The sequence below is a fragment of the Pseudoxanthomonas sp. UTMC 1351 genome (genome assembly GCF_040948865.1).
GTDB lineage: Bacteria > Pseudomonadota > Gammaproteobacteria > Xanthomonadales > Xanthomonadaceae > Pseudoxanthomonas_A.
In genome coordinates this window covers 1-26281 of the sequence record NZ_JAVGJT010000039.1, presented here as the reverse complement: position 1 = coordinate 26281, position 26281 = coordinate 1, and the positions used below count along the sequence as shown (strand labels likewise).

Sequence of the window (26281 nt, the reverse complement as noted above, 5' to 3'; positions counted from 1 at the left end):
GCCGACCCGCCTCTGCGCAACAACCGCCAGCCCAACGGTAGATTTGACACGGCCCTTTTCATGTAATAGTTTTAGTTACATGAAATCGGACGACCGTCTCTCCGCCGTTCTGCACGTGCTGCTGCACATGGCGCAGACCAATGATCCGATGACGTCGGAACAGATCGCCCGGCTAATGAATACCCACCCGGTCGTCGTGCGCCGCACGCTGGCCGGACTGCGCGAACTCGGCTGGGTGCGCTCCAGCAAGGGACACGGCGGTGGCTGGTCGCTGAGCTGCGATCTGGCCCGGATCAGCTTGCTGGATGTGCATCGCGCCTTGGGCACTTCTGCCCTCTTGAAGATGAATCCTTTGAATGAGCGGCCCGAATGCGATGTGCAGGCGGCGGTCAACGTGGCGCTCAACGACGTGATGCGCGAGGCCGAAGCGCTGCTGACCGCACGCTTGAGCGAAGTAACGCTGGCTGATTTGGCCGCGGATTTCGGGCGGCGGGCCGCTTCATCTTCCTCTGACCGGACTGGAGTCCACAAACATGCAGATTGAAACTGAGTACGACGCCCTGGTGGTGGGTGGTAGCTTTGCCGGACTGGCGGCCGCGACGTACATCGCGCGCGCCAAGCGGCGTGTGCTGGTGGTGGATGGCGGGCAACCGCGCAATCGTTTTTCTCCTGCCGCGCATGGTTTCCTGGGCCATGACGGACTTCCGCCTGGCGAGATCCTCGCGACGGCACGCGGGCAAGTACTCGCCTATCCCAACGCGACGCTGCGAACAGGCGAAGTGGTCACCATCCAACCCAACGAGTTTGGCTTCGATGTTCATCTCGACGACGGCACTGCGATATCGAGCCGCAAGCTAGTCATCGCTACTGGTTTGCGCGACGAGCTGCCGGCGTTGGCTGGCCTGTCGGAGCGCTGGGGCCGCACGGTGCTGCACTGCCCCTATTGCCACGGCTATGAAACCGGCGGGGGTCCGCTAGGCGTGTTGGCGACGCATCCGATGTCGGCCCACCAAGCCAATCTAGTGCATGACTGGGGGTCGGCTACGTTCTTCACGAATGGTGCGCCGCTTCCCGATGAGGAGACCGTCGCCAAACTTATCGCGCGCGGTGTTGTCTTCGAAACCGCACCGATTGCTGCGCTATTGGGCAATGCTCCCGCACTTACTGGTGTGGTGTTGGCGGATGGGCGCGAACTGCCGTTGAATGCGCTCTTCGTCGCGCCAGTGCTGCATCAATGTCCGCTGGTCACGCAGTTGCGGTTGGACATGGATGAAAGCCCCACCGGCCCGATCGTTCGCACCGACGAACGCCGTATGACGAGCGTGCCGGGTATTTACGCCGCTGGCGATATCGTTCGTTCAGGGCACAGCGTCAGCTTTGCGGTTGCCGATGGTGTGATGGCTGGCATCTCGTTGCATCAGGCGTTGGTAGCCGACGCGGCTTGAGGTGATGGTGCGGCGTAGCGTGCGCATAGCGCATGCTCTTTCCCTTCTCCCTCCGGGATGAAGGCATGCGCCTTACGACCCACGGGGTCGTGCATGCCTGAATGCGCTGCGTGCTACGCAGGGCGGGGGCGCGAAGCGAGGTGGCGCGCAGCGACGGATGAGGGAATGGAGTGTCCGCTTGTAGCAAAAGCTTATGGCGAGTCATTGCCATTCCCTCATCCGCCCCCGTATCAAGCACGAGGCAGGCTCTTCGGGCACCTTCTCCCAGAGGGAGAAGGGAACCAGCTTTTGACGCCGATCAGGCTTTACAACGAGGATAAAGCTAGAGTTATCGGCTCATAGACTCTAGCTTTATGATCAGGCAATGCGCTCGGCGCCGCCCATATACGGGCGCAAAACTTCGGGTACGGTGATGGAACCATCGGCGTTCTGGTAGTTCTCCATCACCGCGATCAGAGCGCGGCCCACGGCAGTGCCGGAACCATTGAGGGTATGCACGGGTTCGGGTTTGCCGGTGGCGGGATTGCGCCAGCGCGCCTGCATGCGGCGGGCTTGGAAATCCTCGCAGTTGGAGCACGAGGAAATCTCGCGGTAGGTATCCTGCGACGGCAGCCAGACTTCCAGGTCGTAGGTCTTGGTGGCGGAGAATCCCATGTCGCCGCTGCACAACAGCATGCGGCGATACGGCAGGCCCAGCTTCTCCAGCACCACTTCCGCGCAGCGTGTCATGCGCTCGTGTTCGTCATAGCTTTCCGCCGGTCGCGCGATGGATACCATCTCCACCTTTTCGAACTGGTGCTGGCGAATCATGCCGCGGGTGTCGCGGCCGTGGCTACCGGCTTCGGCGCGGAAGCACAGCGAATGTGCGCTCATGCGTAGCGGCAGCGCGGTATCGTCGACGATGACATCGCGGACGATGTTGGTCAGCGAGACTTCCGAAGTCGGAATCAGATAACGCTTGGTCTCGCCCACTTCGGTGGCGAACAGATCTTCTTCGAACTTAGGCAGTTGGCCGGTGCCGCGCATCGAATCTTCATTGACGATCAGCGGCACGTTGGTTTCTTCGTAACCGTGTTCGTTGGTATGCAAGTCGAGCATGAACTGCGCCAGCGCACGATGCAGGCGGGCCAGCTGGCCGCGCAGCACAGTGAAGCGTGCGCCCGACAGCTTTGCGCCGGCATCGCTATCCAGCCAGCCGTGGCGGTCGCCTAGTTCAACGTGGTCTTTTACTGCAAAGTCGAACTGGCGCGGCGTGCCCCAGCGATGCTGTTCGACGTTGCCGCTTTCATCGCCCCCTGGCGGCACGCTGGCGTGCGGCAGGTTGGGAATGCCTAGCGCGATGGCTTCGATCTCACCGCGGACGCGCTCCAGTTCCACCTCCGAAGCTTTCAATTCGTCACCGAAGCCAGCCACCTCCGCCATCAGCGCCGCGACGTCCTCGCCCTTGGCCTTGGCCTGGCCGATGGCCTTGGAGCGGGTGTTGCGGAGGTTCTGCAGTTCCTCGGTGCGCTTCTGGATCTGCTTACGTGCGGATTCCAGCGATTCCAACGCGGCGACGTCCAGGGAGTAGCCCCGGCTGGCTTGAAGGCGTTGGGCGAGTTCGGTGGGCTGGGTGCGAAGCAGGACTGGATCGAGCATGTATGCGTGAGGCTTGGGGGTAAGAAGCGGCAATTATCGCCGATATTCCGTGGGAAGCTGGGCGGCGCGCTGCCTCGCCCACTTAACCGTGGCTATGCCAGAATTGCGGGGTCTTCACCGGTGAATCCCATGTCGGCCCCCAGCGAACACCGCGACTCCCATTTCGTCTTCCGCCTGCCCCGCCATACGTTGCGCCTAGCGGCCATCGCGTTTGGTGCCGGCCTGCTGCTGTTCGTTCTCGTCTGGTGGCTCGGCCGCGACAAGGGCTTCTACAAGCCTGAGCCGGTGGTTGCCGGCCCCGCCGCCACCGTCGAGGCACTGCCCGAGCCGTTGACATCGCGCGATGGCGCCAGTGGTTTGGAAGAACAACCCGCGCCCGAGAGCAAGAGCGAACGCCCGCAACTGGTCGAAGAAAAGCCGATGCCACCGCCACCACAGGTCTTGGCGGCAGATACGCCCACTGCGCCGCCGGCCGACGCGGCGGTCGCTCCTGGCGAAGTGGCGGTGCCGATTCCGGGGCAAACCCCACCACCGCGCTATCCAGCCACTGCGATGCGCCGAGGCTCGACCGGGACGGTCCTGGTACGGGTCGAAGTTGGAATCGACGGCACGCCGACGGATGTCCAGGTGGCAAAACGCAGCGGCTCGCGAGACTTGGACCGTGCCGCACTGGAGGCTGTCCGTGATTGGCGTTTCAGGCCGGGCCAGCGCAACGGCCAGCCGGTTACCAGTGTCGTGACGATTCCGATCGATTTCAGCCTGGAGCGGTAAGCCGCCGCATTGCCTTAGCTGAACCTCCGGTTTTTTGCGGGCGCGCTGTCACCGGCTTGTCACACGATCACGACAAAGCCACATGCAAGACTCGACCTACTCCCAATAATCAGGAGGTCTGTGTCGATGTCTTCCAAAGAATTCCGCGAGTATCACCCCACCGAAACGCCGGAAGCGCGGCCTTTGCCGCCGAAAGCGAGTCCCGGGTTGTGGCTGATGCTGGTGGGTGCGTTGCTGACTGCGGCCATCTTCTGGCTCGCACAGGAGCGTCCTGGCGCGGTGACCGAACCGGTTGTTACGCAGAAGATCCCGGCAGCCGAAACGCCAACTCCGCTCCCGGTCGAGAAGGATGTCGACAGCCCGCCAATTGACGCTCCCAAGCCGGCCGACGAACCCACGGTGTCAGAACCCAGCTCGCAGCGCACCTCAAGGATTTCCCGCGAACCCCGCCCATTGGCGAGCAACGCCATACCTGAGTACCCACCCGCCGCACTGCGCTCGGGCGTGGGCGGCACGGTGGTAGTGCGCGCCAAGATAGATGCCAGCGGCAAACCGGCCGAAGTGTCGATCGCCAAGCGCAGCGGCAACCGCGACCTGGATCGTGCGGCGGTTCAGGCGGTACGGCGATGGAAGTTCCAGCCGGCAATACGCAATGGCAGAGCGACCGCCAGCGTGGTGCGGATACCGGTGGATTTCAAACCGATTTGAATCACGCCGCGAGAAGCTTTTGCTCGCATGTAGGAGCGGCGTCCCCGCCGCGAGCTCTTCGTCGCAGGTCGCGACCATCTGGCGGAAAAGCTCGCGCCGGGACGGCGCTCCTACGAAGGCCTGATGTGCTCAGACCGTCGCCAGTTTGAAACCGGCGCGCGTCGCCAGCACGTCGAAGCCGGGAAAGGACGTCGCGACGTTGGCGATGTCGCCGACACGCACTTCGCCCTCGGCGCGCTGCGCGGCCACCGCGAACGCCATCGCAATGCGGTGGTCGCCGTGGCTGTCGATGGCGCCCGCCTGCAGAGCGCCGGGGAAAATAGTGGCGCCATCGGGCGTTTCATCCACTTGCAGGCCAAGCGCCCGCAGACCGGTGGCCATGGCCGCCAATCGATCGGATTCCTTCACCCGCAGTTCCGCGGCGCCACGCACTACAGTGGGTCCTTGCGCGCAGGCGGCAGCGACGAACAATGCCGGGAATTCATCGATCATGTCCGGGACGATGGCCTCGGGCACTTCAATGCCATGCAACGGCGCGTATCGCACCACCAGATCGGCGACCGGTTCACCGCCTTGCTCGCTAAGGTTCTCCTCCGTGATATCCGCACCCATCGCACGCAGCGCGGTCAGCAAACCCGTGCGACGAGGATTCAGGCCCACTGCGCGAAGCCGCAGTTCCGAGCCTGGCACGATACTGGCGGCAACCAAAAAGAATGCTGCCGAGGAAAAATCGGCGGGCACGGCGATGTCCGCGGCGCGCAAGCGCTGGCCTCCGCGCAAGCGCGCATAGCCGGGCGAGAACTCGATATCGACGCCGAAGGCCGCCAACATCCGTTCGGTGTAATCGCGGGTGGGGTGCGGTTCACGCACGACCGTTTCGCCATCGGCATACAGTCCCGCCAGCAACAGCGCGGATTTGACCTGCGCGCTGGCCACTTCCAAGGTGTAATCGATCCCCTGCAATGCTTGCCCGCCGTGGATGCGCAACGGCGGCAGGCCGCCTTCCTCGGTATCGATGCGCGCGCCCATCTTCGCCAGCGGTACGGTCACGCGCCGCATCGGCCGCTTGGAAAGCGAAGCATCGCCAATCAGCACACTGTCGAACTGCTGCGCCGCCAGCAATCCGGCCAGCAACCGCATACCGGTACCCGCGTTGCCGCAGTCCAAAGAATCATCGGGAGCCCGCAGGCCATCGATGCCCACGCCGTGCACGATGCGTTGCGACGGCGATGGCGTTTCGACGCGAACGCCCAGCTTCGAAAAAATGGCGGCGGTGGTGCGGGTGTCTTCGCCTTCAAGGAAGCCGTCGATCTTCGACACGCCATCGGCCAACGCCGCGAACATCACCGACCGGTGCGATACGGATTTATCGCCGGGGATGTCCAACTCGCCACGCAGCGGTCTGCCGGGGGATGCTATCCAGTCTTGCTTTGTCATCGGGAATGGGGAATCGAAAATGGGGAATCGAAAATGCAGGATGGGGAGATCGGACGGTGGTCGGCTTTTGCTTCAGCCATTCCCCATTCCCGATTCTCCATTCCCGGCCTCAAGGCACTGCCACCGGATACGACCCCAGCACTTTGATCTGTGCCGAGTGCTTCTTCAGTTCCGCCAGCGCCTGCTTCATGGCCTCGTCTTCGACATGACCGGCGAGGTCGATGAAAAAGCCGTATTCCCACTTGGCATGGTGCGACGGGCGCGACTCGATGCGGTTCATGCTGATGCCGTGACGAGCGAACGGGCTGAGCACGTCGAACAACGCGCCGGGCTTGTCGTGGATGAACACCAGCACCGAGGTGCGGTCGTGGCCTGACGGTGGGAAGATGCTGCGGCCGATGACCAGGAAGCGCGTAGTGTTGTCGGCATCGTCCTGAATGGGACTCATCACCACTTTCTTCAAGCCGTAGACATGGCCAGCGCTCTCGCCGCCGATGCTGGCGGCGTCCTCGGAATTACGCGCGCGACGAGCGCCCTCCGCATTGCTGGACACCGGGATCTTCTCCACGTGAGGCAGATTGGCGCGCAGCCAGGCAGAGGTCTGTGCGAACGATTGCGGGTGCGAATAGATACGTTCGATGTCTTCGATGCGACCGCTGCGCGACAACAGGTACTGGTGAACGCGCAGTTCGACTTCACCGCAGATCTTGAGGTTCGAGGTCAGGAACATGTCCAGCGTGATCTGGATGGTGCCCTGCCCTGAATTCTCCACCGGTACCACGCCAAAATCGGCGTTGCCGTTTTCCACCTCCTGGAATACTTCCTCGATGCTGGCCAGCGGCAGGCCATGGGAAGAACGGCCGAAGTGCTTCAGCACCGCCTGCTGGCTGAAGGTGCCTTCCGGCCCCAGATAACCGATCTTCAGCGGCTGCTGTTGCGCCAGGCAGGCGGACATGATTTCGCGAAAAACGTGCACCAGCAGTTCATCGCTGAGCGGACCTTCGTTGCGGTCCACCACCATGCGCAATACCTGCGCTTCGCGTTCGGGCCGGTAATAGTCCACCGCGGCGGCGAGTTTGCCCTTGGCCTTGCCCACTTGATGAGCGAATTGCGCGCGCTGGGCGATGAGCGCCTGAATCTGCCGGTCGATGCCGTCGATCTGATTGCGCACGTCGGCGAGCACCGGCGGCGCGGTCATTGGCTTGTCGGCTTTCTTGATGCTGGACCCGGCGGCTTTTTTTGTCGCCGGTTTTTTGGGCTTTGCGGCCATAACTCTTTTCGTTCCTTTTTTATCTTCGCCCCTGTGGGAGCGACGTGAGTCGCGATGAAGCTTTACCCGTACATCGATCGCGACTCACGTCGCTCCTACAAGGACGAAACTTCTACCCATTACGCTGCTGGAAATCCCGCATGAAAGCCACCAACGCCTGTGCCGCTTCCACCGGCAGCGCGTTGTACAGCGATGCGCGGATACCGCCAACCTCCTTGTGACCTTTCAGCGCCAACAGACCGGCCGCTTTCGATTCGGCCACGAACCGCGCGGTAAGCGTTTCATCAGGCAGGAAGAACGGGATATTCATGCGCGAACGTGCCTCTGCCGCTACCTCGTTGCGATAGAAGCCGCCGGAGTCATCGATGGCTGCGTATACCAGCCCGGACTTCACGGCATTGCGGCGGGCGAATTCGACGGCGCCGCCTTCTGCCAACATCCATTTCACGGTCAGGCCGAGCAGATACCAGTTCCAGGTCGGCGGCGTATTGAGCATGGAATCGCGCGCGACATGCGACCGGTAATCGAAGATGTCGGCGCGGGGCTGACCGCTACGCTCCAACAGATCGCGTCGGATAACTACCACGGCGATCCCGACCGGGCCAAGGTTCTTCTGAGCGCCGGCATAGATCAGTCCGTACTTCGATATATCAACAGGCTCGGATGCAATGCTGGAACTGAAGTCGGCGAACAGCGGCGCATCGCCTATCTCCGGCGTGCCACGGAACTCAACCCCGTGAATGGTTTCATTGGCGGTGATGTGCACATAGGCGGCGCCCGAACTGAGCTGCCAGCTGTCGCGCGCGGGAATGCAGCGAAAGCCTTCCGCCTCGCTGTCGGCAGCCACATTCACCGTCACGTATGGGCTGGCCTGGCGGATGGCGGTCTTGCTCCAGTGGCCGGTGACCACGTAATCCGCCACCTGTCCTGGGGAGGCGAAGTTGAGCGCCAACAAGGCCTGCTGGCTGGTGGCGCCACCAGAGAGAAACAGCACCGCGTAATCATCGGGGACAGCCAGCAGCGTACGCAGATCGGCTTCGGCCTCGGCCGCTACCGCGATGAAATCCGCGCTGCGGTGGCTGATTTCCACGATGGACGCGCCAATACCGTTCCAGTCGAGCATTTCCGCTTGGGCCTGTCGCAACACCGGTTCTGGCAAGGTGGCGGGGCCGGCACTGAAGTTGTACGCGCGCGTCATAAGGCACCTGAATGGGGAAAGGCTAGTATGCCGCAGCGCATCGGTTGCAGGGGCAACCAAATGGGTTCTGCAACCCATTTCGCAACGTCCGCACCACCCGACAACCGGGTGCGTATTAACCTTGTTTCAGCAGCGCGCCCGTGCCGCGAAACCTTTTGCCCTGCCGCGGCCTCTATACAGAGTCAGCAACCGAGGAAACCATCATGTCCCTTCGCGATGCGCTACGCATTCCCGCAGCGGAAATCACCGACGAATCCGTGTATCGCCAGCGCCGCCAGCTGTTGAGCGCATTTGCGGCGGCGCCAATACTGGCGATGTCCGGGTGCGCCGATGCCGAGCCGCCAGCAGCCCCCAAGACGGTCATCACCCCGGATCAGGCCCGTTCCGGCTTCCGCACCGCTGAGGAGCTGACCCGCTACGCGGACGTCACCAGCTACAACAACTTCTACGAATTCGGCACCGGCAAGACCGACCCGTCCACCGCGCGCAAGACCTTGCGTACCTCGCCGTGGTCGGTGACGGTAGGAGGCGAATGCGCCAAGCCGGGCAAGCTGGCGCTGGAAGACCTGGTGAAAGGACTGACACCGGAAGAGCGCATCTACCGTCTGCGCTGCGTGGAAGGTTGGTCGATGGTGATTCCGTGGCTGGGCGTGCCGCTGGCATCGGTGCTGAAGCGCTTCGAGCCAACATCCAAGGCTAAGTACGTCGCCTTCACCACGCTGGCCGACCCGACGCAGATGCCGGGCATCCGCTATCGGTCTATCAACTGGCCGTACCGCGAGGGCCTGCGCATCGACGAAGCGATGCATCCGTTGACGCTGCTGGCCACCGGCCTGTACGGCAAACCGCTGCCGCAGCAGAACGGCGCACCGCTGCGCCTGGTCGTGCCGTGGAAGTACGGATTCAAGAGCATCAAGTCCATAGTTGAAATCAAATTCGTGGAACGCATGCCGGAAACGGCTTGGCATGACCTGCAGCCGTCGGAATATGGTTTTTTCTCCAACGTCAACCCGCAGGTGGATCACCCGCGCTGGAGCCAGAAAACCGAGCGCCGCATTGCCGGCAACGCCAGCAAGCTGTTCGCCGAACGCATTCCAACCAAGATGTTCAATGGCTATGCCGAACAGGTGGCGCCGCTGTACGCGGGCATGGATTTGAAGAAGTGGTATTGAGCCGGCACCAGCAGTACGACAGGCAACCGCTCTGTTGAGAACGTCACCGGCTCGCCGGAATAACCCCCTGGATCTGCATGCCCCCATCCAAAACATCCCCTCATCTGATCGCCGCCAAAACCCTCGTCCATGCCCTGGCCCTGACGCCGCTGAGCATCCTGGCGTGGCAGTTCTACGACGTTTGGCAAACCGGCAGCGATGCGCTGGGAGCGGACCCTGTTGCGGAGATCGAACATCGCACTGGACTGTGGGCTTTGCGCCTGCTGATGGTGACCTTGGCGATCACTCCGCTACGGCAGCTGACCGGTAAACCGGTGCTGATCCGCTTCCGACGGATGTTGGGGCTGTACGCATTCTTCTACGCCTGTCTGCACCTAACCGCCTATCTGACGCTCGATCTTCGCGGTTACTGGACGCAGATCTTCGAAGAGATCGTCAAACGCCCATACATCACCGTCGGCTTCGCCGCGTGGCTTTTGCTGGTACCGCTGGCCATCACGTCCACCCAAGGCTGGATTCGCCGACTAGGCCGCAACTGGGGCAAATTGCACAAGGCCGTCTACGCCGTGGGCGTGCTGGCGGTGCTGCACTTTTGGTGGCTGGTGAAATCCGACATCCGCGAACCGCTTCTGTATGCGTCGATTTTGGCGGTGCTGCTGGGATGGCGCGTTTGGAAGAAAGTCAGCGCGCGCCGAACAGCAATAGCGCGCTGAGCGCGCCGGCCATCAACAACGCCGCCAGCAGCAGCCAGGGCCAGCGGCGGGCCGACTGCGACAACGGACGCTGGACAGGTTCGGCCGGCGGCGCTTCGACCGGCTCGGCCATCAATGGCTCCACCATGGAATGCGGTAGCCACGGGACTTCCACCACGAAGCGATGGCGGCCATCGAAGACCACCTGATCGCCAGCTTTCAGCAGTGCGTCGCGGACGGGCATGCCATTGACCAGGCTGCCTTCGGCGGAACCCATATCCCGCAGCAGTACACGATCACCACGTAGTTCCAGTTGAGCATGGCGTTCGGCGAACGCAGGATCATCGATACGGAGCGTGGCATCACGCGCGCGGCCCACCGTGCAAGTGCGGCATAGCGGAAAGCTGCGGCCATGGTGTTCGCCGCCAATTCCACGCAACACGACGCGGGGGTCTTCGGCCGTGGCCGGATCGGCGGGCGGCACCGCATCGACGCCCTCATGCGCCGCGCGAAGCAGCAATTCCACTCCGTCCACGTACACCGCGTCGCCGGCGCGCAGCAGCGACATGCGCTTGACCGGCCGGCCGTTGATGTGGACGCCGCGCATGCCGTTGGCGACTTGCAGCCACATGCCGCGCTGGTCCACGCAAATCTGGGCCAGCAAGGCGCCTTGAACACTGTCGCCCACGCCGACCGTGCCCGCGGCTTCGCGCACAACCCGGTGCACGCCCATAGGTAAGGGACGGTCGGGCAGTTGTCGGTTGGAGAAATGCAGTCGTAGGTTTTCCACGCCGCGGCAGCCTAGCAGGTTGTCGCAAAACGCACATCATCGGCGTGCCGCGCTGCGACTTGGCGTACACGTGGGGCGTGCGCACAATACCTCCTTAAAAACCTGCTCCCGCTCCTGCTGCGCTCGGCAGGCGGCCCGCGTGCGGTGCTCGCAATGCTCACGTATCCCATATACGCTGCGCTTGCTCCGCTCGCCACGCGCCGCCTGCCTTCGCTCGCGACGGAGCGCGAACAGGTTTTAAAGAGGAATCCGCATGTCCAACATCGATATCCACCACCCGCATTCCAAGACGCCCGCCCAGGCCCGCAAGGCGGTCGAGGACGTGGCCAAAAAACTGGCCGAGCGCTTCGACATGGCTTACGAATGGGAGGGCGACACGCTGACCTTCAAACGTTCGGGCGTCGACGGCCACATCACCGTGCAACCCGAGCAACTGCATGTAACCGCCCATCTCGGCTTTCTGCTGTCGGCGATGAAAGGCCCCATCGAATCGGAGATCCGACGGGTGCTGGACGAAAGATTCACCTGAGCTGGGGCCAGGGAGCAAGAAAAAGGCTCTGCTTTGCCTCCCCCTTTATCAAAGGGGGATGACCCGTCATTCGGCGGTTGAAAAGCATTTGAGGGGGATTTGCTTTTGCTCTTGTTTTAAAGAAAGAAAGCAAAAACAACTCCATTGCCCACCCACTTCACACATCCAAACGCCAATTCAATCAAACGGTCGCGGATCCCCCGCGAATATGCGGCGCGAGATTTCGCGCTCGGATGCTTCTATATCCCGCACGAAGGCCTTGCCGTCGCCCAATGCGGAAAACGCGGCAAAGCCGCGTTCCAGAAAGCCCTGAAGTTCGCCCAGGCCGGTCGCCCGGGCCGGGCCGCGCGACAGTTTGAGCAGGGTAACCACCCCCGGCATGCGGACCGCCTTGGTCAGACCGACGCCCACATTGGCGATCAGGTCGATTTGATGCCCCCGCAAGCGCGCATGCCCCACTTCGCGATAGGCCCGGGCATAAAGTTCGGCGTCCAGTTTCCTGCGGGTGGGCGCCAGGCGATGCAGCGTTTCCCCCATGCGCAGATCGAGTGCCTGTGTCAGCGCACCCAGTTCGATACCGTCGGCCACCGTGCCCAACACAGCCGCGGGCAACACCCGCTGCATCATCGGCATCACTTTGGCGACATTGGCGTCGCGCCGGCTAAAGTCTTGCTCACCATAGACGTCGGTCAGGAAGAACAAGGCCGCGGCGCGGCGTTTCGGATCGTTCATGAAATGCGCGAAGCTGGCCTGCAGCCGTTGCGCCTGCCAGCGTCGAAGTTCGGCCAGCCAGCGCAGCCCGTTGCGCGGTTCGCGGCGCGGATCGTGCAGAGCCTGATGACAGGCCAGACGCCGGCCAAGCCGTTGGATCAAAGGGTTATCGCGTGCCATGACTCGCAGATGATCCGGTTCATTGGCCGTGGCCGCAACATCCATGGCCGTCGGCTACACTCGTTTGGCTCATCTTTTTCCCGGAACCGGCATGCTTTCACTCCATAGCGCAAGGACACGCGGCAGCGGCGGACGCATCGGTCTGGCCATCGCGGGCGGCGGACCGATCGGCGGCATGTACGAACTCGGTGCGCTGCGGGCCATGGACGAAGCGATGGATGGTTTGGATCCAACGCGCCTGGATTGCTATGTGGGCGTCAGCTCCGGCGCTTTCCTGGCCGCCGGGCTGGCCAACCGCATGAGCACCGCTGAAATCTGTCGCATCTTCATCACCGGCACCAGCGACGACGCTGAATTCCGGCCGGAAACCTTCCTTCGCCCCAACGTGGCCGAATACCTGCAGCGGGCCACGCGCCTGCCGCAACTGTATGCCGAATGGGGGCGCCGGTTGATGCGCAACCCGCGCAAGGCCGTGCGGTGGTCGGACTTGGTGATGCGCTTTGGCGGACTGGTGCCCACCGGCTTGTTCGACAACGCGGGCGTGGAAGCCTTCCTGCGGGATGTGTTCAACCGGCGGGGCCGCAGCAATGACTTCCGCGAGTTGGAAGCGGACTTGTTCGTGGTGGCGGTGGACCTGGATAGCGGCGAAGCGGTGCGCTTCGGCGAAACGGGCTGGGACAACGTGCCGATCTCGCAAGCCGTGCAAGCCAGTTCGGCCCTGCCCGGCCTGTATTCACCGGTGGAAATCAACGGACGCCATTTCCTGGACGGTGCGCTGCGCCGAACGATGCATGCCTCGACGGTATTGGAACGCGGCATCGACCTGATGATTGGCATCAATCCGCTGGTGCCGTTCGATGCTACGCGCGCAGGCCCGCAAGCCGATGAAGCCGAACAAGTGGGCCTGGCCAGCGGCGGCCTGCCGGCGGTGCTCTCGCAAACGCTGCGTACGCTCCTGCAATCGCGCATGCAGATCGGCATGGAAAAATACCCGCACCAGTTCCCCAATATCGATCAGCTGGTGTTCGAACCCAACGCCAGCGATAGCGAATTGTTCTTCACCAATCTTTTCAGTTTCTCCTCGCGCCACCGCGTCTGCCAACTGGCGTACCGCAATACGCTGACCGATCTGCGCCTGCGCGCCGACGTGCTGCGCCCGATGCTGGCGGCACATGGCATCCGGCTGCGCGACGAGATCATCGGCGATCGCCATCGGTCCATCCTGGATGGCTTGGATGTGCCGCCGCGCATGACCGAAACCACCGCACGCCTTCGCCGCGCACTGGATGATGTGGATCAGGTCATCGCACAACGCCGCGCCGGATCCGGTAGACGGGTGGCTTAGGGGGCGGTGAATGGAAAACGGGAAAGAGGAAACGGAAAAACTTCAACTCCACCTCCCTTCTCCCTTCCCGCTTCCAACGGGGCAGCGCCGCTCCAGCTGGTGTGAAAGCTCTAGACAACCCCGCGATTCTGCGGCTTATCCCTTCCCTCCATTGATGGAGCACCATGGCTACTTTGAAGAAAACCGCACGCAAGCGCGCCACCGCCAAGGACGACAATCTGCAGGCACAGGCCGAACGTCTCTCGAAAAGCCTGGGCGAATCAGCACAGCAGGTCTGGCTGGCCGGCGTCGGTGCGTTTGGACGCGCCCAAGCCGAGGGCGGCAAGCTGTTCGAGACCTTGGTGAAGGAAGGCCTTTCGCTGGAACAGACCACCCGCAAACTGGCGGGGGGCCGGGTCGAAGCGGTACGGGACGCCGTGGAGAGCACTGTTGGTCAGGCCAAGGAACGCGCCACCGACACCTGGGACCGATTGGAAAAGGTATTCGAGGAGCGCGTGCAGCGTGCCTTGCGTCGGTTGGAGGTCCCCAGCCGCGAGGATCTGGGCGCCTTGATCGATCGAGTGGATGCGCTGAACGGCGAGCTGCGCAGGCTCGGCGGCATCCCCACTGCGCGTAAAAATCCAGCTCCCAAGATGGCCAAGGCCACCAAGACCGTCCGTGCCGCCAAAACCGCCAAAAAATCGTCACCTGCCAAGCCTGCCAAGAAGGCCGCAAAGCGAGCCAGCACTAAGTAAACGGTGTGTTCCGCTTATCGCTGCCCGGCACGCGAAAATAATGTTGCAAGGCAGCATGGAAAGCGTAACAATCGTTCTAGCCCGCCAGTCCACACGAAGTACGTATGCTCCCCTCCCCTTACGACTTCGGACTGGCGGGCTTTTTCGTGCCTGTTGAAAACCGGGCGGCAGGGCCAGCAATGCCCGAGACGATCGCGCTGGATGTATGGCAGACCTCCAGCACAGCACATTAAACCCATGCCTGATACGGCTGTCGCGCGCGCAGCGTTAACCACTAACGACCACTTTCCTATGTCGGCTTGTGCCGAACTGGTTAGTCCTGGCGGATCTAACACCTGCGAATCGTTAGGAATGGATGATGGGCGAAGGGCGGCCTCCCAATGCGAACTGAACCTATCACCCGTATCGGCAGCATCCCGACAGACACTGAAAGTGCCGCTGGTTAGAATCGCGACCTTTCACGAAAACAATTTCCGCAAGGACTCATGCCTGTTTGGCTTCCAGGATTGGCCGTCACGCTGTTGATCGGCACCGCTGCAACCGCGTACCTCTGGCTCATACGCCGCCGCAACGATGAAATGGCCGCCGGACTGCATGCCCTTTCGGGCCTGCGCTGGCGCGAGTTCTCGCGCCTGGTACTCGACGCCATGGCGCGCCGCGGCTTGGCCGAAACGGTGCCCGACCGCCAGGCGTCGCGCGAACCGCAATCCACCTTCGTCCTCAATCGCGATGGCAAACGCTGGCTGCTGTCGTGCAAGCACGGTTCGGCTTACCGTATCGCGGCCGCGCCCGTGGTCGAACTCGCCGCCGGAGTACGCCTGAGCAGTGCCGCCGGCGGCATCCTGGCCACCGAGGGTCGTGTCGAGAAAGAAGGCCGTGACGCAGCGCAAGGCAACAACATCGAGGTACTGGACGGCCCAAGGCTATGGCCCGAGGTGAAACCGCTGATCGAGACCTCATTGCGGGACCAGATCGTCGGCTACGCCAATGGGCGTGCCAAGCGCCACATCGGGATCAGCTGGCTGGCCGCGTTCGCCGCAGGGGCGTTAGTCACGGTGGCGGTAGTCAATTATCTGCACACCGATTCGCCGGCCGCTCCGATGGCCGCAACGCCCCCGCCTGCACCCGCTGCTTCCGCCAACACCGGCACCGTGACCATCGCGCCATATCCCACCGACGAAGAACTGGCCGAACAGCGCGCCACGGTGCGTCAGAACATCAATCAAATCCCGGGCCTTGCCCGCGGTTTCTGGCAGACATCACTGACCTTGTCGGTGGACCGCCTCGCAACCGAACAGGAAGTCTGGCCGCTGATCTGCAAAGAGGTGGAACGATTCCCCGCTCTGCGCAATGTCCGGATACAGCTCAATCCCCCACCCGACAGCGACGAGCCGGTGCGCTGGCGGCAATGCAAGACGATGTAGCGGTAAGTGGTTAACAGTAAAGGGTTAAGGGCGAAGGTCATTGCTCTTCCCCTTTGCTACTTACTATTCACCCTTCCCGCTCCACCACCTACCAATGCACCCCGCGCATCAACGCGGCAAAGGCAATCTGCTCCTGGCTCGGTGTTTCGTCCTTCAGCGCCTTGCGGTCGCCCTTGGCGGCGGCTGAGTCGGGAAACAGTTCGAACGCAGTATTCATCACCACCTCGTAGGCCTTCGGCGCCAGGGCATTGATCAGCGCGGCGAATATTCCCAGGCGGGTCGCTATGCGGCTGGGTTTCTCGATAATGGCCTTGACCAGCAGATCCGCCGCTTCTTCCGGCGTCAGCGTCGGCACGCTGTCGTACATCTTGGTGGGGGCGATCATCGGCGTCTTCACCAGCGGCATGTTGATCGTGGTGAAGCTGATGCCCTTGCCCGACAGTTCGCCCTGTGCGCAGCGGCTGAACGCATCCAGCGCCGCTTTCGATGCCACGTAAGCCGAAAAACGCGGCGAATTGGCCAGCACACCGATCGAACTGATATTGATGATGTGGCCCTTGCGGCGATGCGTCATGGTCGGCATGAACCCCATGATCAGACGCAGGCTGCCGAAGTAGTTCAGCTGCATGGTGCGCTCGAAATCATGGAAGCGGTCGTAGCTGAGTTCGATCGAACGGCGGATGGAACGGCCGGCATTGTTGATCAGGATGTCGACGTGACCGTGCTCTTCCAGCACCTGTTTGACCAGGCGGTCGCAGTCGGCCATGTCCGACAGATCGGCGGTATAGGCAAACACCTTGCCGCCCCGGGCCTTCATGTCGTCGCGTGCCTTGAACAGTTCCTCCTCGCCACGCGCAACAATGATCGTGACAGCACCCGCATCGGCGACGCGCTGCGCTGTCGATAATCCGATACCGGACGAGCCGCCCGTGATCACCACCACCTTGTTGCGAACCTTGCCTTTGAGGGTGCGGTCGACGAACAAGTCCGGATCCAGGTGACGCTCCCAGTAATCCCACAGGCGCCAAGCGTAGTCATCCAGGCGCGGCACGGCGATAGAGGTGCCCTTTAGCGCCCGCTCGGTCTCGCGACTGTCGAAACGAGTTGGATAGGTAATGAACTTCAGCACTTCCTTGGGAATCTTGAAGTCGCGCAGCAGCATGCCGATGAAGCGCCTGACCGGCGGCAGGTTGCCCATCGCCATGCGGATGCCGCTGGGCACGAAAGCGAACATGCGCGCATCCAGGCGCATGGTCATCTCGGGTGCGTGGCCGGCGCGGCAAAACGTGTTCAGAACCTCGCCCACCCGCATCGGCTCCGGATCGGTGAGGTGGAAAGTGTGGCCATCCAGCTTGGGCTTGTGCGCAATGTGGTCCATTGCGTCAGCCACGAAATCCACCGGCACGATATTGATGCGGCCGCCTTCGATGCCAAGCACCGGCATCCATTGCGGCAGCATCTCGCGCAGCTTCTTGATCAGCGTGAAGAAATAGTAAGGTCCATCGATCTTGTCGATTTCGCCCGTTTGCGAATGCCCTACCACCATGCCCGGACGATAGATGCGCCACTTGAAGCGCGTCTCGCTACGAACCAGGCCCTCGGAGTCATGCTTGGTACGCAAATAAGGATCGTCCAGACCCTCGGCTTCCTCGAACATATCCTCGCGGAACACACCCGGATACAGGCCAGCCGCGGCGATGGAACTGGTGTGGTGGAACGTGCCCACCTTCAACGCCGCCGCCAAGTCCAAGGCGTGCTGGGTGCCGTCGATATTGGCTGCTTTCTGCGACTCCGGGCTGGCGGTCAGATCGTAGATGGCCGCCAGATGAAAGAAATGTTTCACCTTGCCGGACAGACTGCGGAGCTGCGCGGGCGTGAGCCCGCATTTGGGCTGGGTCATGTCGCCATGAACCACCGAGATGCGTTTCATGTCCCAGCCGGCCTTCTTGGCGATGGCGTCGAACTTCTTCTGCGAATCCTTGCGGACCAGCACGTAGATGGGACTTGAAGCCGCCGTGCCGTTGCGCTTGAGAAGATTGCCGACCAGATAACGGCCGATGAATCCGGTTGCGCCGGTGACGAAATAGCTCATGAAAGTGCCGTCCTTAGATATGTGGGTCCTGCCCCTCCGCCGAACCCCTTGGCCTACGTTGCCAGAGCTGGCAACGTTCGACAATCCCGGCGCTGATTGACCCTGATGACCGCGCGTGGTGTCATGACGGCCGTTCTTCGGGAGGGAATTTCCATGGCTGATTTGAGAAGTTCATTAGAGCAGGCATTCGAACAGGCATCAAAAGACATCCAGGGATTGGCCGAACGCCCCGACAACGACACCCTGTTGCGCCTCTACGCGCTGTACAAGCAAGGTTCGGAAGGGGATATAAAAGGCGATAAACCCGGGTTCTTCGATTTCGTAGGCACCGCCAAGTACGAAGCCTGGGCCAAGCTGAAAGGCACATCGCAGGAAGAAGCGCAGAAGAAGTATGTGGACCTGGTGAAGAAGCTCACTGCCTAAGGGCCTGTCAGACCCCTGATGGCACGCGACACCCGCCAGCGCATCCTCGACGCATCACTTGCGATGTTCAACGCGCAAGGCGAGCCTCATGTCACCACCAACCACATCGCCGATGAGCTGGAGATCAGCCCGGGTAATCTGTATTACCACTTCCGCAACAAGGACGACATCATCGAGCAGCTGTTCGCGCGCTACGAAACGCGGATGGATGCCGCGCTTACCGCGCCTGCCGACCGACTGCCGGGATTGGAAGACATCTGGTTGCAGCTGCATCTGATCTTCGAATGCATCTGGGATTACCGATTCCTCTACCGCGACCTTGTGGAAATCCTCAGCCGCAACCGCCGCCTGCGCATGCGCTTCGCCCGCATCCTCAAGCGTGCCGACGACAGCGCCCATGGCGTGATGCGCGGGCTGTCGAAAGCGGGCGTGATGCGCGCTTCGGCCGCCGAATTGGCCAGTACGGCGACGAACATCTTGGTCATTGCCACGTTCTGGCTCAACTACGCCTCCGCGCGCGGCGACAAGGACGAGCAGACCGCCATCCGCCACGGCATCGTGCAGGTCATGATGCTCATCGCACCTTTCCTGCGCGACGCGGAACGGGTGCATTTGAATACGCTGATACAGGCGTATCTGGACTGAGTTGGAACCGGTCGCGGGTGGTGATTTGTAGGATGGGTCCTACGTTCCTCAAATCGGTAGATCCGATTAGCGCCCGCAACAAGTTACAGTGACTTTGTCCACACGCACGGTGTGTGGCCGCGCTCCAGACTGATACCTCACTCGCCGGAACCGGTTGGCTCATGGCACAGCGCTTGCCCAAGACATATGGCGTAAATAGGCGCTGGCTGTGCAGCACGGTATTGGTGCTGTGCTCGATGCTTCCGCCTGCTTTGAATGCCGCACCGCCGTCCTCGTCGCTGGCGCGCGATATGGCAGCGCTGCTGGCGGAAGAAGAACTAACCGGCGCGGTTTGGGCAACGGTCGATACCGGCGTCTCCCCGGCCATTACCGTTGGCGCCACGGGCGTGAAGCATGCGGGCACGGGGCAACCGCTCACCGCTGACGACCGCGTACAGGTCGGTTCGGTCGCCAAGACGGTGGTGGCCACCGGCATATTGCGGTTGGTCAGCGAGGGCCGCCTACAACTGGACACACCGGTTTCCCAGCTATTGCCGGACGTTACGTTCGACAATCCCTGGAAGGCGACCGACCCAGTCCGCCTGCGCCATCTACTGGACCACACCGCGGGCTTGGACGACGCCCGCATCTGGCAGGTCTTCAGCGCCCAGGCGCAGCCGGATACGCCACTGGCGAACACCTATGCCCGCCGTGGTGGAACGCTGCGCATCCGCAGCCGCCCTGGCACACGCTTTTCTTACTCCAACACGGGGTATGGCTTGCTTGGCGGCATCATCGAAGCCACGACCGGCCAACGCTACGAACGTTATCTGGATGCCCATCTGCTGCGGCCATTGGAAATGCACGACAGCACCTTCCGCTTCGTTTCGCAGGAAGGCGCCCACACCGATCCGCGCTTGGCCATGGGCCACTTGGAGAACGCTGTACCGCATGCCGCGGCGCCGCTATACCTGCGCCCTGCTTCGCAGTTCACCACCACAGCGCAAGACATGGGGAAGTTCGCCCGTTTTCTGATGAGCGATGGCCGCCTGGGCAGCGAGATCTTCATCGATAGCGCTTTGCTACAACCGATGGGACAACCTGCTGGCACGGAAGCCGCGCAGGCGGGATTGACCATGGGCTATGGCTTAGGTCTGCAAACCCGCGACCGCCACGGCGCGATTGGCCGTTGTCATGGCGGCAGTACCATCGGCTATCGCGCCATGTTCTGCCTGTTTCCCGACCAAAGGCGCGCGTTCTTCCTGGCGGTCAACACGGACAGCGAGACCGCCGACTATGATGCGCTGGACCGTCGCCTGGTCACGGCCTTGGAAATCACCGCTCCTGCTCCATTGCCAGCAACGCCCGCGACCGTGGAGGTCGCCGACTGGGAAGGTTTCTACGTACCCGCCCCCAACCGCTTCGCGATGGTGGCCTGGGTCGACACCACGCTCAACTTCGTCCAACTGAAGCATGATGGCTCCGCAGTGCAGCTGAAACCCGCTTTTTCGCCCGAGGTGGCGCTAACGCCGGTCGGCAGTGCGCTATTCCGCGCGCCTGATCGCATAACGGCTTCGCATGTACTGATAACAACAGCCAACGGCACACGAGCATTCAGTACGGGATTCCGAACCTACGAGCGAATACCCACAGCGAAGCTTGCATGGCTCTGGCTGAGCCTGGCTCTAGGCGCGTCGGGCCTGTGCTATCTGCTCATCGCCGGAGTCGTCCGCCTGCTGATGAGGCGCCTGCGAGTTTCGCGGCCGGTATTCTTCCCGTCGCTAGGCGCACTGGCGCTGCTGTTGCCCTTGCCGTTGTTCTTCCGCCAGTCGTTCCTGCAATTCGGTGATCTGACCCTGGCGAGCGGCCTGTTAGCTGCCACTACAGTAGCTCTTCCGCTGACGATGGTTATAGGACTGGCGCTTCATCTCAGGCGTCGTCCCGCAGGCAGGATCGCCTTCATCGATGCGGTTGCGATGCTGGCCGTTCTGCAATGGACGCTGGTGCTTGCGGCGTGGGGCCTCCTGCCGTTGCGGCTCTGGGCCTAGGGCGGCGACAGGATTCCGCAGCTTTATCGAACGGAATCCTGCCCCCACACAAACACTCACACGCGATTTTTGCGGACCGCGCGCTTGGCGACGGAGTTGCGCGCTGCGGGCTTGCGAGCAGCGGTGGTGCGAGTGCGCTTGGCCGCCGCTGGCTTGCGTGCACGCGGCTTGGCAGTGGACTGTGGCTTCAAGCCCAGCTTGGCTAGCACCGGCGCTAACCGCATCTCCACATCAGCGCTGAATTGCCCGATCCGGGCTTCGCCTTGCTGACGCACGCTGGCGAGGGTATGCACCACGCCGGCCTGTGCCTGGCTGGCCAGCTGCCCGGCTTGTTGCTTCAGCGTTTCCATTTTGTGCGCGGCATCGTTGGCGGCGCCGATGGCCTCACGGCGAGCCATCGAGGCGACGCCCAGACCGGCCAGCCAGAGATGCCGTAGTGTGGTTTCCTGAGATTTGGTTCGGGATTTCTTTCTTGCGGTCATGACGACAGTCCCATCGCCGGCCCGGATGGGCGGCTCCGGCGAAGGATGCTGCCGGCCGGGGATGGAGCAAACACACTACTGGTGCCACGCCCACCCCATGCAGGAGCGGCCTTTGCCCTTGTAGGAGCGGTCTTTGCCCATGTAGGAGCGGCGTCCCGCCGCGAGCTCTTCCCGTTAGATCGCGATAGACCGAAGAGCTCGCGGCGGGACGCCGCTCCTACAACAACAACAAGGTTTTGAATGATCAACGGGGACTTGTCAGCGGACGGCTACCCGGCCATGCTCCGGGTCTCCTGGAGGGGAAGACAACATGGCAGGAAAATCATCGAAATGGGCGCCGTTTCCGCACGATGCGAAAGCGTTCGCTTACGCGGGCGACGCATTGAAGAAAGCCTGGCCGGCCCTGCATGCCGGGGACAATGAACCGTATCCCGATGCGAAACGCGCGCAGGCATTGATAGATGCCGCAGGCAAGGCCGCCAAAGGTCTGGGCGCCGCTGACCTGTCAGCCAAGCTGCAGGACGCATGGCGCGCATTCCACCGCGGTGATTTCCAAACCGCCTTCGAAACCGGCGAGTCGCTGGGTGCGCTGGGCGCATCGGTGGCGGTCAAGGCGCTGGGTATCCACACCACGTACCTCGTGGAAGATGAGGCCGAACAACTGAAGCGTTTCGATCAAGCTGCCAAACTGGCTGAAGCCGCTATCAAAGCGCTGCCTGGCGAAGCCAATAGCCACTACCGGTACGCATTCGCACTGGGCCGTTATAGCCAAGGCCTGAGCATCACCAAGGCGCTTAAGCAGGGTATCGCCGGCAAGGTGCGCGCCGCGTTGGACACCACCCTGGAACTCGCGCCCAAGCACGCCGAGGCGCACACCGCGCTGGCGCTTTACCACGCCGAGATTATCGGCAAGATCGGCGCGATGATTGGCGGATTGACCTATGGTGCAAAAGCGGCCGAAGCCGAATCGCATATCAAGACTGCGTTGAAGCTCACCCCGGACTCGCCTATCGCGCACGTCGAACACGGAAACGTGCTGTTGCTTCTGTACGGCGACAAGAAGGAAGACGCGGCGGCGGGTGCTTTTGAGAAAGCCGGAAAGCTGAAGCCCAAGGACGCGATGGAAGCGCTAGACGCGGCATATGCCAACGCGCAATTGGAATAAAGCCATCGTCAGTGCGGCGCTGGCCGCTTTGCCGATATTCTGCCAAGCGCAGTCGCCGCCGGCTGCCCCAGTGATGCCCGCCGCCGATGCCGCGATGCCTTCGAACACGCTGCTCGATGCACTGACTTGCCGCACCGCCGCTGCCGACATCGCGGGGCTGTTGCCGCGGTTACGGCGGGAACGTCCCGCCGAATTCGTACAGACCGAACGCCAGTATTCGGCACCGATGATGGACTTGTACCGTTTGGATGAGCCGGTGCATGCGTGGGGCCACCGCAGCGATGCCGTGGTGGTTGCGGCAAACCGCGTTCTGATCGCGGTGGAGGGCCCGCTGGAACACGCGGCCATGCAGCTCGAACAGGCGTTGGAACAAAGCCGCGATATGCCGCTGTCCAGCGCCTTCGACGAACAACACGCGTTGGTGGTCTATGCGGCGGAGCAGCCAGGATTGGAAGACCGCGTGTTGATCGGTTGCGAATATCGCATTGCCGACTTGTCGTTGCTGGATGACCCTCTGGATAGCTGGCGCAAGGTCCCCTCGCCCGCTTCGGTGCCGCAACCACCAGGCGAATAGGTTAAGCGAGCTCTCCCCGTCAGATCGCGCTGAAGCGAAAAGCGATTGAAGCTGGCTGTTCACCACCCGGACGCGCTGCGGCGCGTTCTCGATCGTGCACATCCAGGAGCTACCGAGGCGCGGAGCGGCGTTCCGCCGCGAGCTCTTCCTGTCGGATCGCGCTGAAAGCGAAAGCGATTGAAGCCGGCTGTTCGCCACCCGGACGCGCTGCGGCGCGTTCTCGATCGTGCACATCCAGGAACTACCGAGGCGCGGAGCGATCCCGCCGCGAGCTCTTCTCATCAGATCGCGCCAAAGGCGAAAAAGCTCGCGCCGGGACGGCGCTCCTACCAGGTCCCGGCGCCCTTTCGCGGCGGTTTTTGCCTGCGATTCCCCGTGGCGGCACCCCAGCCGCCCTCGCCCGTGACCGCCGCCTAGCACAAATTTTCAATCAGGCGCTAAAGGTTTTTTCGATAGCGCCGTTATTCATTTCACCAACGGGGGCGACTAGCCATCCACAAAAAACCGGCAGCACTCCCGTTTCATTCCGCCGGGACCTAAACAAGAGGAGACGACCATGGCACAGGTAATCAACACCAACACGATGTCACTTAACGCTCAGCGCAATCTGAGCACCAGCGGTGCTTCGCTGGCTACTACTATTCAGCGCCTGTCTTCGGGCTTGCGCATCAACAGCGCCAAGGACGATGCGGCCGGTCTGGCCATCTCCGAGCGCTTCAGCACCCAGATCCGCGGCCTGGATGTGGCCGTTCGCAACGCCAACGACGGCATCTCGCTGGCCCAGGTGGCCGAAGGCTCGCTAAGCGAGATCGGCAACAACCTGCAACGCATCCGCGAACTGGCCGTGCAATCCGCCAACGCCAGCAACTCGTCTTCCGACCGTGCGGCTCTGAACGCGGAAGTGAAGCAGCTGACCGCCGAAATCGACCGCGTCGCCAAGCAGGCCGAATTCAACGGCACCAAGCTGCTGGACGGCTCCTTCACCAGCCAGCTGTTCCAGGTGGGTGCCAACGCCGGTCAGGCCATCGCCATCGATAAGGTGGTCAACGCCAAGGCGGACGCGCTGGGCAATATCAACTTCGCCGCAGCACAGACCGCCACCACCGCCGCTGCCACGGCCAGCGCGGACAACTCGCTGACTGGCATGGTGATCAACGGCGTGACCATTTCCGATGTGGAATGGAAGCAAGGCACTTCCGGAAGCGACGTGGCCAATGCCATTGCCGGCGCCATCAACTCCAAGATCGGCGAAACCGGCGTCTATGCCTCCGTCGATGCCGGCGAGATCACCCTGACCTCGGTCAAGGCAGGTGCGGACTTTGCTTATACCGCCGGCACGTTGGCGGTCGCCGATGAAGTCGGCTTGACCGGCATCGCAGCCACCGCCACCGCCGCTGCTGGCACCACCGCATTCGTCGATGGCGTGGACGTCACCACTTTCGCTGGCGCCCAGCAGGCGCTGGAAATCGTGGATGCCGCACTGACCTCGGTCAACGGCGCGCGCGCCGACCTTGGCGCCATCCAGAACCGCTTCACCTCGGTGGTCGCCAACCTGCAGACCAGCTCGGAAAACCTGGCCGCTTCGCGTAGCCGCATCCGCGATACCGACTTCGCCAAGGAAACCGCCGAACTGACCCGCACCCAGATCCTGCAGCAGGCCGGTACGGCCATGCTGGCCCAGGCCAACCAGGTACCGCAAAACGTTTTGAGTCTGTTGCAACGCTGAACCAGGCGTCCCCGGCGGCACGGCGGGGGACGTTTCATCAACTCAACCCTCCGTGCAGCAACCGCCTAAGGAATCGCATTCATGGCACAGGTAATCAACACCAACACGATGTCGCTCAATGCTCAGCGCAATCTGAGCACCAGCGGCGCTTCGCTGGCCACCACCATTCAACGCCTGTCGTCCGGCTTGCGCATCAACAGTGCCAAGGACGACGCGGCGGGTCTGGCCATCTCCGAGCGCTTCAGCACTCAGATCCGCGGCCTGGATGTGGCCGTTCGCAACGCCAACGACGGTATCTCGCTGGCCCAGGTCGCCGAAGGTTCGCTGACCGAAATCGGCAACAACCTGCAGCGCATCCGTGAGCTGTCGGTGCAGTCGGCCAACGCCACCAACTCGTCTTCCGACCGCGCTGCGTTGAATGCGGAAGTGAAGCAGCTGACCGCCGAGATCGACCGCGTCGCCAAGCAGTCGGAATTCAACGGCACCAAGTTGCTGGACGGTTCGTTCTCCAGCCAGCTATTCCAGGTCGGTGCCAACGCCGGTCAGGCCATCGCCATCGACAAGGTGGTCAACGCCAAGGCCGATGCGCTGGGCAACGTGAAGTTCGCCGCTGATGTGACCGGCGCGGCTATCGCCGATGCCGCCGCCGACGGCAGCGTCGCCGGTCTGACCATCAACGGCGTGGCCGTCGATACGGTGGAATACACCAACGGCACCACGGGTGATGACATCGCCAAGGCTCTGGCCGGCGCGATCAACTCCAAGCTGGGCGAGACGGGTGTATACGCCACGGCGGAAGCCGATCAGCTCACGCTGACTTCGATCAAGGCCGATACCAATCTGGTGGTCGGTGGCACGGTCACCGGCAGCGGCCTGACCGCCGCCACGACCAACGCCAGCGCCGGTGCCTCGCAGTTCGCCGCGGACCTGGACATCACCACCTTCGCTGGCGCGCAAAAGGCGCTGGAGATCGTCGATGCCGCCCTGACCTCGGTCAACAGTGCCCGTGCCGACCTGGGTGCGGTGCAGAACCGCTTCACCTCGGTGGTCGCCAACCTGCAGACCAGCTCGGAAAACCTGGCCGCTTCGCGTAGCCGTATCCG

Annotated in this window: 25 protein-coding genes and 1 pseudogene; 18 read left to right on the top strand and 8 right to left on the bottom strand. The window is 62.4% G+C overall.

What is annotated here, in order from left to right; all coding sequences use genetic code 11:
- Positions 1 to 79: 79 nt before the first annotated feature.
- Positions 80 to 544, top strand: a complete 465-nt coding sequence (locus AB6O04_RS19310) for an Rrf2 family transcriptional regulator (RefSeq protein ID WP_368566013.1) — start codon at positions 80 to 82, stop codon at positions 542 to 544.
- Positions 534 to 1445, top strand: a complete 912-nt coding sequence (locus AB6O04_RS19305; RefSeq protein WP_368566010.1) for an NAD(P)/FAD-dependent oxidoreductase — start codon at positions 534 to 536, stop codon at positions 1443 to 1445. Before AB6O04_RS19310 ends, AB6O04_RS19305 begins: the two co-directional genes overlap by 11 nt.
- 357 nt (positions 1446 to 1802) lie before the next feature.
- On the opposite strand, the gene serS is transcribed toward AB6O04_RS19305, so the two are convergent.
- A complete protein-coding gene (gene serS / locus AB6O04_RS19300) occupies positions 1803 to 3083 on the bottom strand; it encodes a serine--tRNA ligase (protein ID WP_368566009.1) in 1281 nt (426 codons plus the stop codon).
- A 129-nt stretch (positions 3084 to 3212) separates the two neighbouring features.
- Here serS and AB6O04_RS19295 point away from each other — a divergent pair, with 129 nt between their 5' ends.
- Both AB6O04_RS19295 and AB6O04_RS19290 read left to right on the top strand, forming a co-directional pair.
- Positions 3213 to 3854 (top strand): energy transducer TonB, encoded by a 642-nt coding sequence (locus AB6O04_RS19295; RefSeq protein ID WP_368566007.1) that lies wholly within the window; start codon positions 3213 to 3215, stop codon positions 3852 to 3854.
- A 126-nt stretch (positions 3855 to 3980) separates the two neighbouring features.
- Positions 3981 to 4562 (top strand): TonB family protein, encoded by a 582-nt coding sequence (locus tag AB6O04_RS19290; protein ID WP_368566004.1) that lies wholly within the window; start codon positions 3981 to 3983, stop codon positions 4560 to 4562.
- A 129-nt stretch (positions 4563 to 4691) separates the two neighbouring features.
- Here the strand turns inward: AB6O04_RS19290 and aroA are convergent, their stop codons facing one another.
- The 3 genes from aroA to serC all read right to left on the bottom strand — a co-directional run bounded on the left by aroA (position 4692) and on the right by serC (position 8467).
- Positions 4692 to 5999: a 3-phosphoshikimate 1-carboxyvinyltransferase gene (aroA, locus tag AB6O04_RS19285; protein ID WP_368566002.1), complete on the bottom strand. Its 1308-nt coding sequence runs from the start codon at positions 5997 to 5999 to the stop codon at positions 4692 to 4694.
- Positions 6000 to 6108: 109 nt separating this feature from the next.
- On the bottom strand, positions 6109 to 7269 hold the full coding sequence (gene pheA, locus AB6O04_RS19280; RefSeq protein WP_368566000.1) for a prephenate dehydratase: 1161 nt from the start codon (positions 7267 to 7269) through the stop codon (positions 6109 to 6111).
- A 112-nt stretch (positions 7270 to 7381) separates the two neighbouring features.
- On the bottom strand, positions 7382 to 8467 hold the full coding sequence (gene serC / locus AB6O04_RS19275; RefSeq protein WP_368565998.1) for a phosphoserine transaminase: 1086 nt from the start codon (positions 8465 to 8467) through the stop codon (positions 7382 to 7384).
- A 203-nt stretch (positions 8468 to 8670) separates the two neighbouring features.
- Between serC and msrP the strand changes: the two genes are divergently transcribed.
- Complete coding sequence (gene msrP / locus AB6O04_RS19270; RefSeq protein ID WP_368565995.1) at positions 8671 to 9639, top strand: protein-methionine-sulfoxide reductase catalytic subunit MsrP; 969 nt, start codon at positions 8671 to 8673, stop codon at positions 9637 to 9639.
- Positions 9640 to 9716: 77 nt separating this feature from the next.
- Positions 9717 to 10352, top strand: coding sequence for a protein-methionine-sulfoxide reductase heme-binding subunit MsrQ (msrQ, locus tag AB6O04_RS19265; protein ID WP_368565993.1), 636 nt, complete (start codon positions 9717 to 9719; stop codon positions 10350 to 10352).
- Here the strand turns inward: msrQ and AB6O04_RS19260 are convergent.
- Complete coding sequence (locus tag AB6O04_RS19260) at positions 10321 to 11121, bottom strand: FHA domain-containing protein (protein WP_368565991.1); 801 nt, start codon at positions 11119 to 11121, stop codon at positions 10321 to 10323. The two genes, msrQ and AB6O04_RS19260, sit on opposite strands and share 32 nt — an antisense overlap.
- A 253-nt stretch (positions 11122 to 11374) precedes the next feature.
- Here AB6O04_RS19260 and AB6O04_RS19255 point away from each other — a divergent pair, with 253 nt between their 5' ends.
- Positions 11375 to 11650 carry a polyhydroxyalkanoic acid system family protein gene (locus tag AB6O04_RS19255; RefSeq protein WP_368565989.1) on the top strand — a complete coding sequence of 92 codons (276 nt, stop codon included), beginning with the start codon at positions 11375 to 11377 and terminating at the stop codon, positions 11648 to 11650.
- 177 nt (positions 11651 to 11827) lie between these two features.
- Here AB6O04_RS19255 and AB6O04_RS19250 read toward each other — a convergent pair whose 3' ends face one another.
- Entirely contained in the window at positions 11828 to 12586 is a 759-nt protein-coding gene (locus tag AB6O04_RS19250; protein WP_368565988.1) for a hypothetical protein, read from the bottom strand.
- Positions 12587 to 12632: 46 nt separating this feature from the next.
- Between AB6O04_RS19250 and AB6O04_RS19245 the strand changes: the two genes are divergently transcribed.
- The 4 genes and pseudogenes from AB6O04_RS19245 to AB6O04_RS19230 all read left to right on the top strand — a co-directional run bounded on the left by AB6O04_RS19245 (position 12633) and on the right by AB6O04_RS19230 (position 15886).
- Positions 12633 to 13886: a patatin-like phospholipase family protein gene (locus AB6O04_RS19245; RefSeq protein ID WP_368565987.1), complete on the top strand. Its 1254-nt coding sequence runs from the start codon at positions 12633 to 12635 to the stop codon at positions 13884 to 13886.
- Between the two features lie 164 nt (positions 13887 to 14050).
- The gene (locus tag AB6O04_RS19240) at positions 14051 to 14620 is read left to right on the top strand and encodes a phasin family protein (protein ID WP_368565985.1); all 570 of its coding nucleotides are present in this window, start codon (positions 14051 to 14053) and stop codon (positions 14618 to 14620) included.
- A 485-nt stretch (positions 14621 to 15105) separates the two neighbouring features.
- Positions 15106 to 15534, top strand: a pseudogene (locus AB6O04_RS19235) (restriction endonuclease); the annotation flags it as partial.
- A gap of 253 nt (positions 15535 to 15787) precedes the next feature.
- On the top strand, positions 15788 to 15886 hold the full coding sequence (locus AB6O04_RS19230; protein WP_368566029.1) for a hypothetical protein: 99 nt from the start codon (positions 15788 to 15790) through the stop codon (positions 15884 to 15886).
- Between the two features lie 246 nt (positions 15887 to 16132).
- Here AB6O04_RS19230 and AB6O04_RS19225 read toward each other — a convergent pair whose 3' ends face one another.
- Entirely contained in the window at positions 16133 to 18136 is a 2004-nt protein-coding gene (locus tag AB6O04_RS19225; RefSeq protein ID WP_368565982.1) for an SDR family oxidoreductase, read from the bottom strand.
- A 153-nt stretch (positions 18137 to 18289) separates the two neighbouring features.
- Here AB6O04_RS19225 and AB6O04_RS19220 point away from each other — a divergent pair, with 153 nt between their 5' ends.
- The 3 genes from AB6O04_RS19220 to AB6O04_RS19210 all read left to right on the top strand — a co-directional run bounded on the left by AB6O04_RS19220 (position 18290) and on the right by AB6O04_RS19210 (position 21231).
- Positions 18290 to 18559 (top strand): acyl-CoA-binding protein, encoded by a 270-nt coding sequence (locus AB6O04_RS19220; protein ID WP_368565981.1) that lies wholly within the window; start codon positions 18290 to 18292, stop codon positions 18557 to 18559.
- A gap of 18 nt (positions 18560 to 18577) precedes the next feature.
- Complete coding sequence (locus tag AB6O04_RS19215; RefSeq protein ID WP_368565979.1) at positions 18578 to 19204, top strand: TetR/AcrR family transcriptional regulator; 627 nt, start codon at positions 18578 to 18580, stop codon at positions 19202 to 19204.
- Positions 19205 to 19365: 161 nt separating this feature from the next.
- Positions 19366 to 21231 (top strand): serine hydrolase domain-containing protein, encoded by a 1866-nt coding sequence (locus AB6O04_RS19210; RefSeq protein WP_368565978.1) that lies wholly within the window; start codon positions 19366 to 19368, stop codon positions 21229 to 21231.
- Between the two features lie 56 nt (positions 21232 to 21287).
- Here AB6O04_RS19210 and AB6O04_RS19205 read toward each other — a convergent pair whose 3' ends face one another.
- Positions 21288 to 21713, bottom strand: coding sequence for a hypothetical protein (locus AB6O04_RS19205; RefSeq protein ID WP_368565977.1), 426 nt, complete (start codon positions 21711 to 21713; stop codon positions 21288 to 21290).
- 310 nt (positions 21714 to 22023) lie between these two features.
- On the opposite strand from AB6O04_RS19205, the gene AB6O04_RS19200 reads away from it, so the two are divergent.
- The 4 genes from AB6O04_RS19200 to AB6O04_RS19185 form a co-directional block, all read left to right on the top strand.
- On the top strand, positions 22024 to 22878 hold the full coding sequence (locus tag AB6O04_RS19200; RefSeq protein WP_368565976.1) for a hypothetical protein: 855 nt from the start codon (positions 22024 to 22026) through the stop codon (positions 22876 to 22878).
- Positions 22856 to 23452, top strand: coding sequence for a hypothetical protein (locus AB6O04_RS19195; RefSeq protein WP_368565974.1), 597 nt, complete (start codon positions 22856 to 22858; stop codon positions 23450 to 23452). The genes AB6O04_RS19200 and AB6O04_RS19195 overlap by 23 nt, the downstream gene beginning before the upstream one ends.
- Before the next feature lie 556 nt (positions 23453 to 24008).
- Positions 24009 to 25178, top strand: coding sequence for a flagellin (locus AB6O04_RS19190; RefSeq protein WP_368565972.1), 1170 nt, complete (start codon positions 24009 to 24011; stop codon positions 25176 to 25178).
- Between the two features lie 81 nt (positions 25179 to 25259).
- A partial coding sequence (locus AB6O04_RS19185) for a flagellin (RefSeq protein WP_368565970.1) occupies positions 25260 to 26281 on the top strand: 1022 nt, incomplete at its 3' end.